The sequence below is a fragment of the Paracoccus panacisoli genome (genome assembly GCF_042435015.1).
Lineage (GTDB): Bacteria > Pseudomonadota > Alphaproteobacteria > Rhodobacterales > Rhodobacteraceae > Paracoccus > Paracoccus panacisoli.
In genome coordinates, this window is sequence record NZ_JBHMQU010000046.1 from 15,648 (window position 1) to 33,050 (window position 17,403).

Sequence of the window (17,403 nt, forward strand, 5' to 3'; positions counted from 1 at the left end):
CACGAGTTGGCGGGAAGGACGCAGGGACCGGGACAAAAAAAGAGCCGGGCTTTCGCCCGGCCTAAGTCCAACAGGGAGGTGAAGAGATGGGCTGGCCATCGCTTCACTGCCCAAATAAGGGTCGCATCGCCTGATTGACAAGCATGGTTTTGCTGCCGTTGCAGCATGACCGCCATGCTGGTGCTGCATGGCCACAGGCCGCTCAGGGCGCGGCTGGCCGGCGTCACTCGCCTGACGGGCGTCGCATGGCCTGAATTTCCTCCAGAACGAAATCGCGGAATGCTGCGACGCGGCGTGAACTGCGCAGCTCTTCGGGGAAGGCGAGGAACACCGGCACCTCGGTTGACTCGACGTCCGGCAACACCCGCAGAAGATGCGGGAAATCCGTGGTCAGGTAGTCGGGCAGAACCCCGATGCCGACATCGTTCAGCACCCCCTGCAGGACGCCGAAGTAGTTGTTGACCATCAGCGTCGAGCTGGACGTGTGCGGCAGCAGCATCTGCGTCAGCGCCGCCCCCGAGGACACCTGCGGGGTCTGCGGGTTCTGGCAGATCAGCCGGTGCGGGGCGAGGTCGGCCAGCGTCGCCGGCGTCCCGACCCGGTCGAGATAGGCGCGCGTCGCATAAAGCTGCATCTTGATGTTCAGAAGCCGGCGGCGGATCAGGTCGGCCTGGCTCGGCTCTTTCATGCGGATCGCCACGTCGGCCTCGCGCATCGGCAGGTCGAGCACCCGTTCTTCGAGCATCAGGTCGATCTTCAGCTCGGGATAGCGCGCGTAGAGCTTGGAGAAGCGCGGCACCAGCCACAGCGTGCCGAACCCTACGGTGGTGGTGACCTTCAGCTCGCCGAAGACGTGCTCCTCGCTGTCGCGGATGCGGGCGGCGGTGGTGTCGAGCTTGCGGTTCATCGCCTTGGTGGCGTCGAACAGCATCTCGCCCTGCTCGGTCAGAATGAGGCCACGGGCGTGGCGGTGAAAGAGCGTGGTGCCGAGCGATTCCTCGAGCGCGCGGACCTGCCGGCTGACGGCGGATTGCGACAGATGCAGCGTGTCGCCGGCGTGGGTCAGGCTGCCGGCATCGGCGACGGCGTGGAAGATTCGCAGCTTGTCCCAATCCATCATCGCTGCATCCCTCGCCCACGGCCGCATGGCAGTCATGTATTTTCCGCAACCCTTATCGTTTTGCTCGCCGGGCACAAAGGACTTTATCGGTCAGTTTTTCTGACCTATAATCCCACCTGCCGTCCGAGCTGGGGAGGAGCCAAGATGAGCGTTCAGGATATTTCGCTGGCCGACCGATTCGACGTGGCCCGCCGCCACGTGCTCTTGAACGGCACCCAGGCGCTGGTGCGGCTGATGCTGATGCAGTCGGCGCGCGACAAGGCGGCGGGGCTCAACACCGCAGGGCTGGTCACCGGCTATCGCGGCTCGCCCCTCGGCGGCGTCGACCTGCAGATGATGAAGTCGGGCAAGCTGCTGGGGCCCGCCAACGTCCGCTTCCAGCCGGGGCTGAACGAGGATCTGGCCGCGACTGCGATCTGGGGCAGCCAGCAGGCCGAGCTGCGCGGTGAGGGCAAGTACGACGGCGTCTTTGCGCTCTGGTACGGCAAGGGCCCCGGCGTGGACCGCACCGGCGACGTGATGCGCCACGCCAACATGGCCGGCACCTCGCCCCACGGCGGCGTGGTCATGGCGATGGGCGACGACCACACCGGCGAAAGCTCGACGGTGCTGCACCAGTCCGACTGGGCGATGATCGACGCCTATATCCCGGTGCTCTCGCCCGCGGGGGTGCAGGAGATCCTCGACTACGGGCTCTACGGCTGGGCGCTGAGCCGCTTTGCCGGGGTCTGGACCGGGCTCAAGACGATGAAGGACACGGTCGAGGCGACCTCGGTCGTGGACGGCGACCCCTTCCGCCTCAAGTTCGTGACGCCGCAGGATTTCGTCATGCCCGAGGGCGGGCTGAACATCCGCCTCGGCGACACGCCGGTCGCGCAAGAGGCGCGGATGATCGACTACAAGCGCTTCGCGGCCGAGGCGTTCAGCCGCGCCAACCGCATGGATCGGCGGATGTGGGGCAAGCCGGGCGCGAAGATCGGCATCTGCGCGGCGGGCAAGAACTGGCTCGACGTGGTGCACGCGCTGGGGCTGCTGGGCATCGACGAAGCCGAGGCCGAGCGGCTCGGGATCACCACCTACAAGATCGGCCAGACCTGGCCGCTGGACATGACCAGCTTCCACGAGTGGGCCGAGGGTCTCGACCTGATCATCGTGGTCGAGGAAAAGCGCAAGCTGATCGAGGTGCAGGTCAAGGAGGCGATCTTCGACGACCGCCGCGGCCGCCGCGTCTATGGCTGGCACAAGGGCGACACGTGGGAGAACGGCCGCCAGGTCGAGCTGTTCCCGACCCGCTACGCGCTCGACCCGGTGATGATCGCGGCCATGCTGGGCGGCATCCTCATCGAAGAGGGGCGGCGCACCGACCGGATCGAGGCGGCGCTGAGCCGCATCGCCGAGTCGCGCCGCGCCGACAACGCCCCCGAGATCGCGGTGCGGACGCCGTGGTTCTGCTCGGGCTGCCCGCACAACTCCTCGACCAAGCTGCCCGAGGGCAGCCGCGCCTATGCGGGGATCGGCTGTCACTACATGGTCCAGTGGATGGACCGCGAGACGACCGGCTTCACCCAGATGGGCGGCGAGGGCGCCAACTGGATCGGCGAGGCGCCGTTCTCGACCCGGCCGCACGTGTTCCAGAACCTCGGGGATGGCACCTACAACCACTCGGGGTCGCTGGCGATCCGCGCCGCCAAGGCGGCGGGGACCAACATCACCTACAAGATCCTGTTCAACGACGCGGTGGCGATGACCGGCGGCCAGCCCAACGAGGGTGAGCTGACCGCGCCGCAGATCGTGGCCGAGCTGCGTGCGCTGGGCGTGCCGGTGGTGGTCGTTCACGACGAGAAGGAGGTCGTGGACCGCGCGGCCTTCCCGGCGGGCATCCGCTTCGAGGAACGCGCGAGCCTGATGGCGGTGCAGAAAGAGCTTGAGACGGTGCCGGGCGTGACGGCGATCGTCTATATCCAGACCTGCGCGGCCGAAAAGCGCCGGCGCCGGAAGAAAGGCGCCTTTCCCGACCCGGACCGGCGCATCTGGATCAACCCCGAGGTCTGCGAGGGCTGCGGCGACTGCTCGGTGCAGTCGAACTGCGTCTCGGTGGTGCCGTTCGACACCAAGCTGGGCCGCAAGCGCGCCATCGACCAGTCGAGCTGCAACAAGGACTATAGCTGCGTCAAAGGCTTCTGCCCGAGCTTCGTCTCGGTCGAGGGCGGCAAGCTGCGCCGCCCGGCGGCCGAGGCGCTGGACCTGCCGGCGCTGCCCGAGCCGCGCCTGCCCGAGATCGCGGGCACCCACAACATCGTCATCACCGGCGTCGGCGGCACCGGCGTCGTGACCATCGGCGCGGTGCTGGCGCAGGCCGCTCAGCTCGACGGCAAGGGGGCGGGGATGATGGAGATGGCGGGCCTCGCCCAGAAGGGCGGGGCGGTCCACATCCACCTGCGGCTCGCCAACCGCCCCGAGGACATCAGCGCCATCCGCGTTGCCGTGGGCGAGGCGGACGCTGTGATCGGCGGCGATCTGGTCGTCTCGGCCGGGGCGCGGACGCTCGGGCTGATGACCAATGGGCGCACCGGCGCGGTCATCAACGATCACGAGATCATCACCGGCGAGTTCACCCGCAACCGCGACTTCCACGTCCCCGGCGACCGGCTGAAGCTGTCGCTGCAGGCGCGGCTGGGCGAGCGGGTCGAGTTCCTGAACACCCAGAGCCTCGCCGAGCGCTATCTGGGCGATTCGATCTATTCCAACATGGTGGTGACCGGTGCCGCTTGGCAGCAGGGGCTGATCCCGCTCAGCGAGGCCGCGATCCTGCGGGCGATCGAGCTGAACGGCGCCAAGGCCGACGAGAACAAGCGCGCCTTCCAGATCGGCCGCTGGGCCGCGCTGCACCCCGCCCAGACCGAGGCGATGGGCGCCCATCCCGAGCGCGTCGATCCGGTCGCCTACCGCGCGCAGCGGCTGGTCGGCTATCAGGGCGAGCGCCTGAAGCGGCGCTTCCTGAAGCTCGTCGATCTGGCGCCTGCCGAGCTGCGCGAGACGGTGGCCGACAGCTTCTACCGCCTGCTCGCGATCAAGGACGAGTACGAGGTCGCGCGGCTGCACCTGACCACCGCCGAGAACGCCGCGCGGGTGTTCGAGGGCGACACCAAGCTGACCTTCCACCTCGCGCCGCCGTTCCTCGGCGGGCAGGACCCCGACAACCGGCCGAAGAAGCGCGACTTCGGCGAGTGGATGCTGCCGATGTTCCGCATCCTCGCCGGGATGCGGGGCCTGCGCGGCACGCCGCTCGACGTGTTCGGCTGGCAGGGCGAGCGGCGGCGTGAGCGGGCGCTGGCCCTGCAGTACGAGCGCGACATGAGCGAGCTTCTGCCGCAGGTGACGCCCGCGACGCTCGAGACGCTGCGCGATCTGGCGGCGCTGCCCCAGCAGATCCGCGGCTACGGCTTCATCAAGGACGCCGCCGCCGACAAGGCTGCCGAACGGCGGGCCGAGCTGCTGGCCGAGTTCCGGGCCGGCGGGCGCCCGGCGCGGCCGCCGCTCGCCATGGCGGCGGAGTAGCCCGGGCCCCGCCGAAGGGGCTCTGCGCCGGAAAGACGCCTCGCGCGCGGCGTGCGGGCGTCTTTCCGGTCCGGCTGCCCACGCGAGCGTGACGGCCACGCTCTGACCGAAGTCATGGCGTTTGCGGGCCACAGGGCCTAGAAACCCCCTCGGACCAACAGCGGAGAAGCGTGGAATGGCCGTCGGCGTGTTCGATTCGGGGCTGGGGGGCCTGACCGTCCATCAGGCCATTGCGCGGCGGATGCCGGACCTGCCGCTGGTCTATCTGGGCGACAACGCGCACACCCCTTACGGCACCCGCACCCCCGACGACATCTTCGCGCTCACCTGCGCGGGGGTCGAGCGGCTCTGGGCCGAGGGCTGCGACCTCGTGATCCTCGCCTGCAACACCGCGAGCGCCGCCGCCCTCAAGCGGATGCAAGAGACCTGGCTGCCCCCCGGCAAGCGCGTGCTGGGCGTGTTCGTCCCGATGATCGAGGCGCTGACCGAGCGGCAGTGGGGCGATAACTCGCCCCCGCGCGAGGTGGCGGTCAAGCACGTCGCGCTGTTCGCTACCCCCGCCACGGTGGCAAGCCGCGCCTTCCAGCGCGAGCTCGCGTTCCGCGCCATCGGCGTCGACGTCGAGGCGCAGCCCTGCGGCGGCGTGGTCGACGCGATCGAGGACGGCGACGAGATGCTGGCCGAGGCGCTGGTCGCGAGCCATGTCGAGGCGCTCAAGCGCCGGATGCCGCACCCCGAGGCCGCGGTGCTCGGCTGCACCCACTATCCGCTGATGGAGCACGCGTTCCAGGCCGCGCTCGGCCCCTCGGTGCAGGTCTATTCGCAGGCCGGTCTGGTGGCTGAAAGTCTTGAGGATTATCTTGCCCGCAGGCCCGAGTTCCGCGGCGAGGGCACCCGGTCGCGGTTCCTGACCACCGGCGATCCGGCCCGCGTGACGGCCAAGGCGACGCAGTTCCTGCGTCATCCGATCCACTTCGAAGCGGCCTGAGAAAGCGAGGAGAGTGACATGAAATCCCTCAAGAAAAAGCGCCGCATCCAGATCCTCGCGGCCGCCGCCGTGGCGCTGGTGCTGGCGGTCGCGCTGATCGGCTACGGGTTCCGCGACGGGATCAACCTCTACCGCTCGCCGAGCCAGCTGGCCGAGTTCCACCCCGACCCCGACGAGGTGTTCCGGCTCGGCGGGCTGGTCGAGCAGGGCACGCTCAAGCGCGGCGACGGCCACGTGATCACCTTTGCTGTGACCGACGGCGGCGCCACCGTGCCGGTGCGGTTCGAGGGCGTGTTGCCCGACCTCTTCGCCGAGAATGCCGGGATGATCGCCACCGGCTCGATGCAGAACGGCACCTTCGTGGCGAGCGAGATCCTCGCCAAGCACGACGAGAACTATATGCCCAAGGAAGTCGCCGATTCGCTCAAGGAGCAGGGCGTCTACCAGCCGCCGAACAGCTGACCCGCCGCCGGCAACGCGCGGCTGGTTAACGGCCCCTTAACGCCCCCGCGCAACCTTTCCGCCTCGGATCGGGCGAAAAGGGGGGCCGGGGATGCAGACGGTCGAGGAGATCGCGGCAGAGATCGTCGCGCGCGAGGGGGGGTATGTCGATGACCCCGACGACCCGGGCGGCGCGACTAACCACGGGGTGACGCTCGGCACGCTGCGCCGGCTCGGGCGCGACCTGACGGGGGACGGGCGGATCGACCGGGCGGATGTGCGGGCGCTCTCGGCCCGCGACGCGGCGCGGATCTACGTCGAGCATTACTTCCGCGCGCCGCGCCTCGACCGGCTGCCGACGCTGGTGCAGGCGAGCGTCTTCGACATGCAGGTGAACGCGGGCGCGCAGGCGGTGCGGCTGCTGCAGCGGCTGGTGTCGCGGATGGGGTTTGCCTGCGCCGACGACGGGGTGGTGGGGCCGCGCACCATCGCCGCCGCCGCGGCTGCGGCCGCCGCCGCCCCGGCGCATCTGGCCGACGCCTACGGCATCGCCCGGCGCAACTATTACTACGCGCTGGCCGACGCGCGCCCGGCCAGCCGCAAGTTCGCCCGCCGCCGCGACGGCGGCAAGGGCGGCTGGATCACCCGCGCCGAGGCCTTCATCGCCCCGCGCTATCACCTCACCGCCGCAGAGCACCGCGAAAGGACCGCCCGATGGGCATGATCGACCGTTTCCTCGGCGCCGGTGCCACCGTGACCGCCGTGGGCAATGCCGCAAGCGGCATGGCCCAGATCCTCACCCCCAGCGCCACCCGCCGGATGGAACTGGACGAGGAGGCCTATGCCCGCGCCATCGCCGAGCACCAGGCCGAGTTCGCGGGCGCCGGCACGCACTGGTTCGACGCGCTGATGAACGGGCTGAACCGGCTGCCGCGCCCGCTGCTGACGCTGGGAACCATCGGGCTCTTCGTCTATGCGATGGTCGAGCCGGTGGGGTTCTCGGCCCGGATGCAGGGGCTGGCGCTGGTCCCCGAGCCGCTCTGGTGGCTGATGGGGGCGATCGTCAGCTTCTACTTCGGCGCCCGCGAGGCGCATTACTTTCGCCACCGGGTCTGGCCCCGCGCGACGGTGCGGGCCCGGGTGACGGGGGCCGCGGCAGCCGAGGACTGGCGGGCGCCGGTCATTCCGGGGACGGCGGCGGCCGAGGACTGGCGCGCGCCGATACTGCCGGGCTTCGATGCGCCTGCGGGGGGCGCCGCGACCGTCGAGGCCGAGATCGAGGAGCGGCTGGACGAGCCCTCGGTCGCCACGCCCGAGGTCGCCTCGGCCCCGGCGACGGGCCCCGCGACGACCGCCGCGTCCGGCCCGGCGACGACCCCGGCGGACGACTTTGCCGACAACGCCGCGCTGCGGGACTGGGCCGCAGGCCGGCAGGGGCGCGGCGGGCCCGGACAGTGACGCCTCTGTGACCCCGCGCCGCGCCGCGCGGGGCTGGTCGGCGCGGCGCGCAGGGACTACTCTGCCCCCCGGTATCTCTCCGGGGGGCTTTTCGCATGATTGCCGAGCTGGGTCATTTCGCCCTGATCCTGTCGCTCGCCGTGGCGCTGTTCCAGACCATCGTCCCGATGGTCGGGGCGACCCGCGGCTGGCCCGCCTGGATCGAGGCCGCCCGCCCCGCCGCGCTGGCCCAGTTCGGACTGATCGGCATCGCCTTCGCGGCGCTGACGGTGGCGTTCGTCACCTCGGACTTCTCGGTGGCGCTGGTCTACGAGAACAGCCACTCGGCCAAGCCGATGCTCTACAAGGTGACCGGGGTGTGGGGGAACCACGAGGGCTCGATGCTCTTCTGGGTCACCATCCTGTCGCTGTTCGGGGCGGCGGCCGCGACCTTCGGCGAGCATCTGCCGCCCGCGCTGCGCGCCCGCGTGCTGTCGGTGCAGGGGGCGATCGGGGCCGCGTTCCTCGCCTTCATCATCTTCACCTCGAACCCCTTCACCCGGATGGAGGTCCCCGCCTTCGACGGCCGCGACCTCAACCCGCTGCTGCAGGACCCCGGCCTCGCCTTCCACCCGCCGTTCCTCTACCTCGGCTATGTCGGCCTTTCGATGTCGTTCAGCTTCGCCGTGGCCGCGCTGATCGAGGGGCGCGTCGACGCCGCCTGGGCGCGCTGGGTGCGGCCGTGGACGCTGGCCGCCTGGGTGTTCCTGACCATCGGCATCGCGCTCGGGTCGTGGTGGGCCTATTACGAGCTCGGCTGGGGCGGGTTCTGGTTCTGGGACCCGGTCGAGAACGCGAGCTTCATGCCCTGGCTGCTGGCGACCGCGCTGCTGCACTCGGCCATCGTGGTCGAAAAGCGCGAGACGCTGAAAAGCTGGACCATCCTGCTGGCCATCATCGCCTTCGGCTTCTCGCTGATCGGGACGTTCATCGTCCGCTCGGGCGTCATCACCTCGGTCCACAGCTTCGCCAGCGACCCGACGCGGGGGGTGTTCATCCTCGGCATCCTCGCGGCCTTCGTGGGGGGCGCGCTGACGCTCTTCAGCGCGCGCGCCGGCGCCATGACCGCGCGGGGCGTGTTCGCCCCGGTCTCGCGTGAGGGGGCGCTGCTTCTGAACAACCTGCTGCTCGCGGTGGCGGCGTTCGTGGTCTTCATCGGGACGATCTGGCCGCTGGTCGCGGAGATGGCGTGGAACCGCAAGCTCTCGGTCGGGGCGCCGTTCTTCAACCAGGCCTTCACGCCCTTCATGGTGGCGCTGGCGATCGCGCTGCCGATCGGGGCGATCCTGCCGTGGAAGCGCGGCCGTCTGGGCCGGGCGATGGCCACGATGGCGCCGGCGGCGATCCTTGCCGTGGCGGTGGCGGGGCTGGTCTTTGCGGTCTCGACGGGACACTCGGCGCTGGCGGTGATCGGCGCGGCGCTCGGCGCCTGGCTGATCGGCGGCGCCGCGATCGACATCTGGCAGCGCGCCGGGCGCGAGGCGATCCGGCTGACGCGCCTGCCGCGCGCCGACTGGGGCCGCGTCATCGCCCACGCGGGGCTGGGCGTCGTCTTCGTCGGCATCAGCCTGCTGATGGCCTGGCAGGTCGAGGACATCCGCGTGGCCCGCGAGGGCGAGACGTTCCGCGTCGGCGCCTACGACATCACCCTCATCGACGTGCGCGAGGTGCAGGGGCCGAACTACGTCTCGACCATGGCCGACATGCGGGTGGTGCGCGACGGGCGCGAGATCGCGGTGCTCTCGCCCGAGAAGCGCGTCTATCCGGTGCAGGCGATGCCGACGACCGAGGCGGCGATCCGCAGCGCCTTCACCGGCGACATCTATCTGGTGATCGGCGACCCGCAGCAGGGCGGCGGCTGGGCGGTGCGGACCTATCTCAAGCCCTTCGCCTTCTGGATCTGGCTCGGCTCGGGGCTGATGGCGCTGGGGGGGCTGGTCAGCCTGTCCGACCGCCGCTGGCGGATCGCGGCGGCAGCCCGGCGCGCGCCGCGCAACGCGGTGGCCGCGGAATGAGGGCGCGGATGGGGGCGAGGGCCACGCTCGCCATGCTGGCCGTGGTGCTGGCGCAGGCCGCCTGGGCGGTCCAGCCCGACGAGGTGCTGGCCGACCCCGCGCTCGAGCATCGCGCCCGCCAGATCGGGCAGGTGCTGCGCTGCCCGGTCTGTCAGGGCGAGAACATCGACGAATCGAACGCGCCGATCAGCCGCGACCTGCGGCTCTATGTCCGCGAGCGGCTGACCGAGGGCGACAGCGACGCCGAGGTGATCGCGGCCGTCACCCAGCGGTTCGGCGAATACGTGCTGTTCGAGCCGAAGCCCGAGGGGGCGAACCTGCTGCTCTACTGGGCGGGGCCGGTGATGGCGCTGCTCGCGGCGCTGGGGGCGTGGCTGTTCCTGCGCCGGCGGCAGACCGAGGCGGCGCCGCCCCCGGCGCTGTCGGCCGACGAGCGGGCGCAGCTCGACCGGCTGCTCAGGGATCAGGACAGCTGAACGAAGCGCGGCTCGTCGCCGCGGTTGTCGAAGAACGGCACCGTCTCGGGCTGGGCGAGCGGCCCCTGGGTGCGGGCGACCAGCGCCGCGACCTCGGCCAGCACCACCTCGGTGATGAAGGGCAGTTCCAGCTCGCGCGCCTGGGCGAGGGGCACCCAGTGCAGGTGGCTCAGCTCGTCGCAGGCGGCCGAGAAGTCGTTGGGGTCGCCGGTGATGTTGCGCGCGTCGATGAGAAAGAACCGCGCGTCGAAGCGCCGCGGGCGGCCCGGCGGGGTGATGGCGCGGAAGACGAACAGCAGCGGATCGTCGGCGCTGGGTGAGACGCTGAGCCCGGTCTCTTCAACCATCTCGCGCAGCGCGGCGCGGGCCAGCGCATCGGCGCCGACGCCGGACAGCGGCTCGACGGCAAGCCGGGCGCGGCAGGTGTCGGACAGCGCGTCGGGGCAGGGGGCAGCGGCATCCTCGGGGTCCACGGCGCCGCCGGGGAAGACGTATTTGGACGGCATGAAGGCTGCGGCCGATCCGCGCATTCCCATCAGGACGGCCGGTCCATCGGCGCGGTCGCGGTCGATCAGGATGATCGTCGCCGCGTCGCGGATGCGGTCCTTGGGCAGGTCGGCGGCCGGTGCCGCGCCGTCGGCAAGGCTCACCGCGCGGCCTCGTCCGCCGCGGGCAGGTGGTGCGGGTCGGGGGCGAGATGCGGGTCGTCGCCGCCGAAGCCGTGCATCCGCTTGGCCCATTGCAGCCCGACGAAGGCGCCCTTGAACACCGGCAGCAGCAACAGCGACAGCAGCGCCGCGCCGCCGAGGAAGGCCGCGATCAGCACCTCGGTCGAGGGGCGGTAGAGGGTATAGATCAGCAGCAGCAGCGGCGCCGCCAGATGCGAGACGACGAGGATGGTGAAATAGGCCGGCCCGTCGTCGGCGCGGTGGTGGTGCAGGACCTCGCCGCAGTTCGGGCAGGTGGCGCGCACCGTCAGGTAGCCCTGCATCATCCGCGCCTCGCCGCAGGCCGGGCAGCGCCCGAGCGCGCCGCGCTTCATCGCCTCGCCGACCGAGCGGGGCGGGTTGGGGAGGGCGGGGGTGGTGGCAATGGATTGGGTCACGGCAGGTGCCCTTCGCAGCTATGGGGTTGCTGCCAAGATAGGCACTCGCGCCGGCGGGCGCCACCGGGGGGCGGGACAAATCTGCGGGCGGGTGCGGTGCGCGGCGGCGGCGCACGGCCCGCGGGGGCTTCGCGCCCCCGCACCCCCGCGGGATATTTGGGTCCAGCCCGAGGGGGGATGAGTAACCGAGCCGCCCGGTCGGGCGGTCTCGTGGGCACGGCGTGGGGGGCAGCGCTCCCCCCCCCGCGGCGTGATCAGCTGCGCAGGATCGAGCGGCCGGCGTATTCGGCCGTCGCGCCCAGCATTTCCTCGATGCGGATCAGATGGTTGTACTTCGCCAGCCGGTCCGACCGCGCGAGGCTGCCGGTCTTGATCTGGCCGCAGTTGGTCGCCACGGCGAGGTCGGCGATGGTCGAATCCTCGGTCTCGCCCGAGCGGTGGCTCATCACCGAGGTGAAGCCGGCGCGATCGGCCATCCGCACCGCGTCCAGCGTCTCGCTGAGCGTGCCGATCTGGTTCACCTTGACGAGCAGCGAGTTGCCGCAGCCGCGCGCGATCCCCTCGGCCAGACGCGCCGGGTTGGTCACGAACAGGTCGTCGCCGACGAGCTGCACCGTGCCGCCGAGCCGCTCGGTCAGAAGCTTCCAGCCGTCCCAGTCGTCCTCGGAGCAGCCGTCCTCGATCGACAGGATCGGGTAGTCGGCGCAGAGCCTGGCCAGATACTCGACGTTCTCGGCCGGGGTCAGCGACAGCCCCTCGCCGCTGATCTCGTACTTGCCGCCCTTGAAATACTCGGTCGAGGCGCAGTCGAGCGCCAGCATGATGTCCTCGCCGGGCTGGTAGCCCGCCTTCTCGACCGAGCGCAGGATGAAGTCGAGCGCGTCGCGGGTCGAGGAGAGGTTCGGCGCGAAGCCGCCCTCGTCGCCGACGCCGGTGGCGAGACCCGCCGCCGAGAGTTCCTTCTTCAGCGTGTGGAACACTTCGGAGCCCATGCGGATCGCGTCGCGGATCGATTCCGCGCTGACCGGCATGATCATGAATTCCTGGATGTCGATCGGGTTGTCGGCGTGCTCGCCGCCGTTGATGATGTTCATCATCGGCACCGGCAGCAGCCGCGCCCCCGCGCCGCCGACATAGCGGTAGAGCGGCAGGGCCGAGGCCTCGGCCGCGGCCTTGGCGACCGCCAGCGACACGCCGAGGATGGCGTTGGCGCCGAGGCGGGACTTGTTCGGGGTGCCGTCCAGCTCGATCATCAGCGCATCGATGGCGAGCTGCTCGGTCGCGTCCTCGCCGATCAGCGCCTCGCTGAGCTCGCCGTTGACGGCGGCCACCGCCTCGAGCACGCCCTTGCCGAGATAGCGGCTCTTGTCGCCGTCGCGCTTTTCGACCGCCTCATGCGCCCCGGTCGAGGCGCCCGAGGGCACCGCCGCGCGGCCCATGGTGCCGTCCTCGAGGGTCACGTCGACCTCGACGGTCGGGTTGCCGCGGCTGTCGAGGATCTCGCGGGCGAAAATGTCGATGATGGCGGTCATGGCGCGCTCCGGTGCTGGGTCGCGGGTCTCATAGCGCCGGGCGCGGGGCGGGGAAACCCGGTCAGGGCGCTGATAGCGCTATATCCGCCCAGATCGGCAGGTGGTCCGAGGCGCGGCGCGCCAGGGGGCTGTCATGGACCCCGCTCGCGTGCAGCGTCAGCCCGGCCGAGAGCGCCAGCCGGTCATAGCGCAGCATCGGCCAGGGCGCGGGCCAGCTCGGCCCCGGCGCCACCACTTGCAGCCCGGCAAGCGATTCGAGCCCGCGGTCGTCGTGCCATTCGTTGAAGTCGCCGGTCATGACGAAATCCTGCCCGCTGATCCGCACCGCCTTGGCGATCAGCCGCGCGAGCTGCGCGCGGCGCGACGAGCGCGCAAGCCCGAGGTGCATCACGATCACCGTCAGGCCGCGCGCATCGGGCGCCGCCAGCCGCAGCGCCAGCGCGCCGCGCGGCTCGATCCCCGGCAGGGGCAGGCGGCGGACGTTGGCGCCCGTGGCCAGTTCGGGGCGCATCAGGATGGTCTGGCCGTGCCAGCCGAGCGACTGGCCGCTGGTCGCGACATGGGGGGCGGGGACCATGCCCGTCGCCTCGCGGATCATCCCGCGCGGCAGCGCCTCGGGGCGGCCGCCGAAGCGGAAGTCCACCTCTTGCAGGGCCACGATGTCGGCGTCGAGATCGGCGATGACCTGAAGATTGCGCTCGGGCGCGTGCGGCCCGACCATGCCGCGGCCCTTGTGCAGGTTGTAGCTGGCGACGCGCAGGGTCCGGGTCATGGGCGCCTGAGTGTCACGCCGCGCGCCCGAGTTCCAGAGGCCGCGCGCAGCCGGGGCGCCGGGCGCCTCGCCCGGACCCGGGCCCGCGAGGTCGGGGGGGATCAGGTGCCGCAATAGGTCGTCCGCACCGCCTCGGTCTCGAGCGGGGCACGGCTCAGGTCGTCCCAGTCGGCCCGCGCCTCGAACGGCGCGTCGAGCGCCGCCCAGAGCCGGTGGAAGGGGGCGAAGTCGCCCGTCACGCCCGCGTCGATCACCTGCTGGACCCGGTGGTTGCGGGGGATGCGGACGGGGTTCGCGGCAGCGGCCAGCGACAGGTCGGGGCCAAGCGCCTGCCAGTCGCGCTGCCAGTCCCGGAACGGCGCGGGGTCAAGGAACTCGTCGGCCGCCGTGCCGTCCACCAGGCCGCGGAACACGCGGGTGAAATCCGCCCGGTTGGTCGCCATCAGCCGCAGCAGCCGCTCGATCAGCGGGCGTGCGGCCTCGTCGGCTTCGGTGAGGCCGAGCTTCGCGCCGAATCGGCGCAACCAGGCGGCGTCGTAGAGCGGCGGGAAGCCGTGGACGATCGCGGTCGCCTCGGCCACCGCGGCGTCGGTGTCGGCGCCCATCAGCGGGATCAGGCAGCTGGCCAGCTGCGCGAGGTTCCAGACCGCGACATGGGGCTGTTCGGCATAGGCGTAGCGGCCGCCCCGGTCGATGGCCGAAAACTTCGTGTCCGGGTGATAGCCGTCGAGGAAGGCCGCGGGGCCGTAGTCGATGGTCTCGCCCGAGACGGCCATGTTGTCGGTGTTCATCACCCCGTGCACGAACCCGAGCGCCATCCACTGCGCGACCGTCTCGGCCTGCGCGGCGACCACGGCGCGCAACAGCCCCGCCGCGTCGCCGGCGTCGGGGTAGTGGCGGGCGATGGCGTGCTCGGTCAGCGCACGCAGGCGGTCGAGGTCGCCGCGGATCGCGAAGAACTCGAAGGTGCCGACGCGGATGTGGCTCTGCGCGACCCGGGTCAGCACCGCACCGGGCAGGGGGCTTTCGCGCCAGACCGTCTCGCCGGTGGTGACGGCGGCCAGCGCGCGGGTGGTGGGCACGCCCACGGCGGCCATGAACTCGGACAGCAGGAACTCGCGCAGGACCGGGCCGAGCCACGCCCGCCCGTCGCCGCGGCGCGAGAAGGGCGTCGGGCCCGAGCCCTTGAGCTGCAGGTCGAACCGCACCCCGTCGGGGGCCACGACCTCGCCCATCAGCACCGCCCGCCCGTCGCCGAGCTGCGGTGAGAGGCCGCCGAACTGGTGCCCGGCGTAGGCTTGGGCGATCGGCTCGGCCCCCGGCGGGACGGCGTTGCCGGCGAGCATGGCCAGCCCCGCCTCGCTCTCGAGCCAGTCGGGGTCGAGGCCCATCCGCGCCGCCAGCGGCCGGTTGACGGCGACGAGCCCGGGACCGCGCACCGGCGTCGGCGGCGTGCGGCTGAAGAACCCCGGCCCGAGGCGGGCGTAGGAGTTGTCGAACTGGGGTGCGGATGGGGTGCTCATCAAGCGGATGTGGGCACGGGTCGCGGGAATTGAAAGGCCGCGCCGCGCGGTGGCGCAGGGCCTGTGGCCGACGGCGCCCGGCGGCCGCGCGGGCGGCGCGCTTGCGGCGCGGGGCGGGGCGGCGTATCCCTGCGCCTTGCCCCGCCCCCTCGACCCGCCCCATCCGCCCGCAGGAAAGACCGCGCCATGAAGTTCCTCGATCTCGCCAAGGTCTATATCCGCTCGGGCGGCGGCGGTTCGGGCTGCGTCTCGTTCCGGCGCGAGAAGTTCATCGAATACGGTGGCCCGGATGGCGGTGACGGCGGCCGCGGCGGGGATGTCTGGGCCGAGGCGGTCGAGGGGCTGAACACGCTGATCGATTTCCGTTACCAGCAGCATTTCTTCGCCCGCTCGGGCCAGCACGGCATGGGCAGCCAGATGACCGGCGCCTCGGGCGACGACATCGTGCTGAAGGTTCCGGCCGGGACCGAGATCCTCGACGAGGACCAGGAGACGGTGGTCGCCGACCTGACCGAGCCCGGCCAGCGGGTGCTGCTCGCCAAGGGCGGCAACGGGGGGTTCGGGAACCTGCACTTCAAATCCTCGACCAACCGCGCGCCGCGGCACGCCAACCCCGGCCTGCCGGGGGTCGAGCGGACGCTGTGGCTGCGGCTCAAGCTGATCGCCGACGCGGGGCTGGTGGGGCTGCCGAACGCGGGCAAGTCGACCTTCCTCGCCGCGGTGTCGAACGCGCGGCCGAAGATCGCCGACTATCCCTTCACCACGCTGGTCCCGAACCTGGGCGTGGTCGGCGTGGACGGGCACGAGTTCGTCATGGCCGACATTCCGGGCCTGATCGAGGGCGCGAGCGAGGGCCGGGGTCTCGGCGACCAGTTCCTCGGCCATGTCGAGCGCTGCGCGGTGCTGCTGCACCTTGTCGACGGCACCGCCGAGGACGTGGCGGCGGACGCGCGCACGATCCTGACCGAGCTCGAGGCCTATTCCGAGGTGCTGGCGGCCAAGCCGCGGATCACCGTGCTGAACAAGGCCGATGCCTTGGACGCCGACACGCTGGCCGAGCGGCGCGCCGCGCTCGAGGCCGAGATCGGCGGGCCGGTCATGGTCATGTCCGGCGTCTCGCGTCAGGGCGTGACCGAGGTGCTGCGCGCGCTCTGGACCGCGATCGAGCCGACCCGCGCCCCGGTCGCAGCCCCCCGGACGACGTGGCAGCCGTGAGGGCCGCGATTGCCATGCCAGAGACCGCCATGCCTGCTTCGCCCATGCCCGCCACCCCGGACATCGCCGCCGCGCGGCGGCTGGTGGTCAAGATTGGCTCGGCGCTGCTCGTCGGGGCCGAGGGGCTGCGGACGGACTGGCTGCGCGGGCTCTGCGACGACGTGGCCGACTGGCGGCGGCGCGGCGCGGACGTGGTGCTGGTGTCGTCGGGCTCGATCGCGCTCGGGCGCCGGGTGCTGGGCCTGCCCGCCGGCGCGCTGACGCTGGAGCAGGCCCAGGCCTCGGCGGCGGTGGGGCAGATCCGCCTCGCCCGCGCCTATGAGGAGATGCTGGCCCCGCACGGCGTCACCACCGCGCAGGTGCTGGTGACGCTCGAGGATACCGAGAACCGCCGCCGCTATCTCAACAGCCGGGCGACCATGCAGACGCTCTTGAGCCTCGGCGTGGTGCCGATCGTGAACGAGAACGACACGGTGGCGACCGACGAGATCCGCTATGGCGACAACGACCGGCTGGCGGCGCAGATCGCGGTGACCTGCGGGGCGGACCAGTTGCTGCTCTTGTCGGACGTGGACGGGCTCTACACCGCGAACCCCAAGACGGACCCCGCGGCCCGGCACCTGCCGGTGGTCGCGCATCTGACGGCCGAGATCGAGGCGATGGGCGGCGATCCCGTCTCGGGTTTGTCGAAGGGCGGGATGAAGACCAAGCTGATGGCCGCACGCACCGCGGTCGCAGGCGGCTGCGCGATGGCGATTGCCGAGGGCTCGGTGCTGCGGCCGCTGTCGGCGGTGGCGTCCGGCGCGCGGGTGACGTGGTTCCTGCCCGAGGGCGATCCGCAGGCGGCGCGCAAGCGCTGGATCGCGGCGATGAAGCCGCGGGGCGAGCTGGTCGTGGACGAGGGCGCCGCGCGGGCGCTGGGGCAGGGGCGCTCGCTTCTGCCGGCCGGGGTGCGGGCGGTCAGCGGCGCCTTTCACCGCGGCGACCCGGTGGTGATCCGCGGCCCCGAGGGCGCGGCGCTGGCGCAGGGCCTCGTGCGCTACGATTCCGCCGACGCGGCGCTGATCGCCGGGCGCCGCAGCGACGAAATCGAGGCGCTGCTGGGCTACGCCCCGCGCACCGCGCTGGTTCACCGGGATGACATGGTGGTGGGGCGGTAGC

The 17,403-nt window shown here is 71.5% G+C and carries 14 protein-coding genes and 1 pseudogene; 9 read left to right on the forward strand and 6 right to left on the reverse strand.

Translation table 11 applies throughout. The features are described 5' to 3' along the window. Positions 1 to 223 precede the first annotated feature (223 nt). Entirely contained in the window at positions 224 to 1,117 is an 894-nt protein-coding gene (locus tag ACFHYO_RS09785; RefSeq protein WP_168783947.1) for a LysR family transcriptional regulator, read from the reverse strand. A gap of 147 nt (positions 1,118 to 1,264) precedes the next feature. On the opposite strand from ACFHYO_RS09785, the gene ACFHYO_RS09790 reads away from it, so the two are divergent. The 7 genes and pseudogenes from ACFHYO_RS09790 (at position 1,265) to ACFHYO_RS09820 (ending at position 10,095) form a co-directional block, all read left to right on the forward strand. Beyond that, positions 1,265 to 4,678, forward strand: a complete 3,414-nt coding sequence (locus ACFHYO_RS09790) for an indolepyruvate ferredoxin oxidoreductase family protein (RefSeq protein ID WP_394320085.1) — start codon at positions 1,265 to 1,267, stop codon at positions 4,676 to 4,678. Between the two features lie 175 nt (positions 4,679 to 4,853). Further along, positions 4,854 to 5,666, forward strand: a complete 813-nt coding sequence (locus ACFHYO_RS09795; RefSeq protein WP_036709251.1) for a glutamate racemase — start codon at positions 4,854 to 4,856, stop codon at positions 5,664 to 5,666. Positions 5,667 to 5,684: 18 nt separating this feature from the next. After that, complete coding sequence (ccmE, locus tag ACFHYO_RS09800; protein WP_036702959.1) at positions 5,685 to 6,128, forward strand: cytochrome c maturation protein CcmE; 444 nt, start codon at positions 5,685 to 5,687, stop codon at positions 6,126 to 6,128. 91 nt (positions 6,129 to 6,219) lie between these two features. Further along, entirely contained in the window at positions 6,220 to 6,831 is a 612-nt protein-coding gene (locus ACFHYO_RS09805; protein WP_394320087.1) for a holin-associated N-acetylmuramidase, read from the forward strand. Continuing rightward, positions 6,822 to 7,196 (forward strand): annotated as a pseudogene (locus tag ACFHYO_RS09810) (holin family protein); the annotation flags it as partial. The gene ACFHYO_RS09805 and the pseudogene ACFHYO_RS09810, both read left to right, overlap by 10 nt. A gap of 464 nt (positions 7,197 to 7,660) precedes the next feature. After that, positions 7,661 to 9,619: a heme lyase CcmF/NrfE family subunit gene (locus ACFHYO_RS09815; protein WP_394320089.1), complete on the forward strand. Its 1,959-nt coding sequence runs from the start codon at positions 7,661 to 7,663 to the stop codon at positions 9,617 to 9,619. Between the two features lie 8 nt (positions 9,620 to 9,627). Continuing rightward, a complete protein-coding gene (locus ACFHYO_RS09820; RefSeq protein ID WP_156113586.1) occupies positions 9,628 to 10,095 on the forward strand; it encodes a cytochrome c-type biogenesis protein in 468 nt (155 codons plus the stop codon). On the opposite strand, the gene ACFHYO_RS09825 is transcribed toward ACFHYO_RS09820, so the two are convergent. The 5 genes from ACFHYO_RS09825 to ACFHYO_RS09845 all read right to left on the reverse strand — a co-directional run bounded on the left by ACFHYO_RS09825 (position 10,083) and on the right by ACFHYO_RS09845 (position 15,027). Further along, complete coding sequence (locus tag ACFHYO_RS09825; protein ID WP_394320091.1) at positions 10,083 to 10,745, reverse strand: NUDIX hydrolase; 663 nt, start codon at positions 10,743 to 10,745, stop codon at positions 10,083 to 10,085. The genes ACFHYO_RS09820 and ACFHYO_RS09825 overlap by 13 nt on opposite strands. Next, entirely contained in the window at positions 10,742 to 11,137 is a 396-nt protein-coding gene (locus ACFHYO_RS09830; protein WP_394320278.1) for a DUF983 domain-containing protein, read from the reverse strand. Before ACFHYO_RS09830 ends, ACFHYO_RS09825 begins: the two co-directional genes overlap by 4 nt. A gap of 317 nt (positions 11,138 to 11,454) precedes the next feature. Then, entirely contained in the window at positions 11,455 to 12,732 is a 1,278-nt protein-coding gene (gene eno, locus ACFHYO_RS09835) for a phosphopyruvate hydratase (protein ID WP_394320093.1), read from the reverse strand. Positions 12,733 to 12,793: 61 nt separating this feature from the next. Beyond that, positions 12,794 to 13,504 carry an endonuclease/exonuclease/phosphatase family protein gene (locus tag ACFHYO_RS09840; protein ID WP_394320095.1) on the reverse strand — a complete coding sequence of 237 codons (711 nt, stop codon included), beginning with the start codon at positions 13,502 to 13,504 and terminating at the stop codon, positions 12,794 to 12,796. A 101-nt stretch (positions 13,505 to 13,605) separates the two neighbouring features. Then, the gene (locus tag ACFHYO_RS09845; RefSeq protein ID WP_394320097.1) at positions 13,606 to 15,027 is read right to left on the reverse strand and encodes a protein adenylyltransferase SelO; all 1,422 of its coding nucleotides are present in this window, start codon (positions 15,025 to 15,027) and stop codon (positions 13,606 to 13,608) included. 186 nt (positions 15,028 to 15,213) lie between these two features. Between ACFHYO_RS09845 and obgE the strand changes: the two genes are divergently transcribed. Further along, complete coding sequence (obgE, locus tag ACFHYO_RS09850; RefSeq protein WP_394320099.1) at positions 15,214 to 16,242, forward strand: GTPase ObgE; 1,029 nt, start codon at positions 15,214 to 15,216, stop codon at positions 16,240 to 16,242. A 44-nt stretch (positions 16,243 to 16,286) separates the two neighbouring features. Further along, positions 16,287 to 17,402: a glutamate 5-kinase gene (gene proB / locus ACFHYO_RS09855; protein WP_168783948.1), complete on the forward strand. Its 1,116-nt coding sequence runs from the start codon at positions 16,287 to 16,289 to the stop codon at positions 17,400 to 17,402. Position 17,403: the final 1 nt, after the last annotated feature.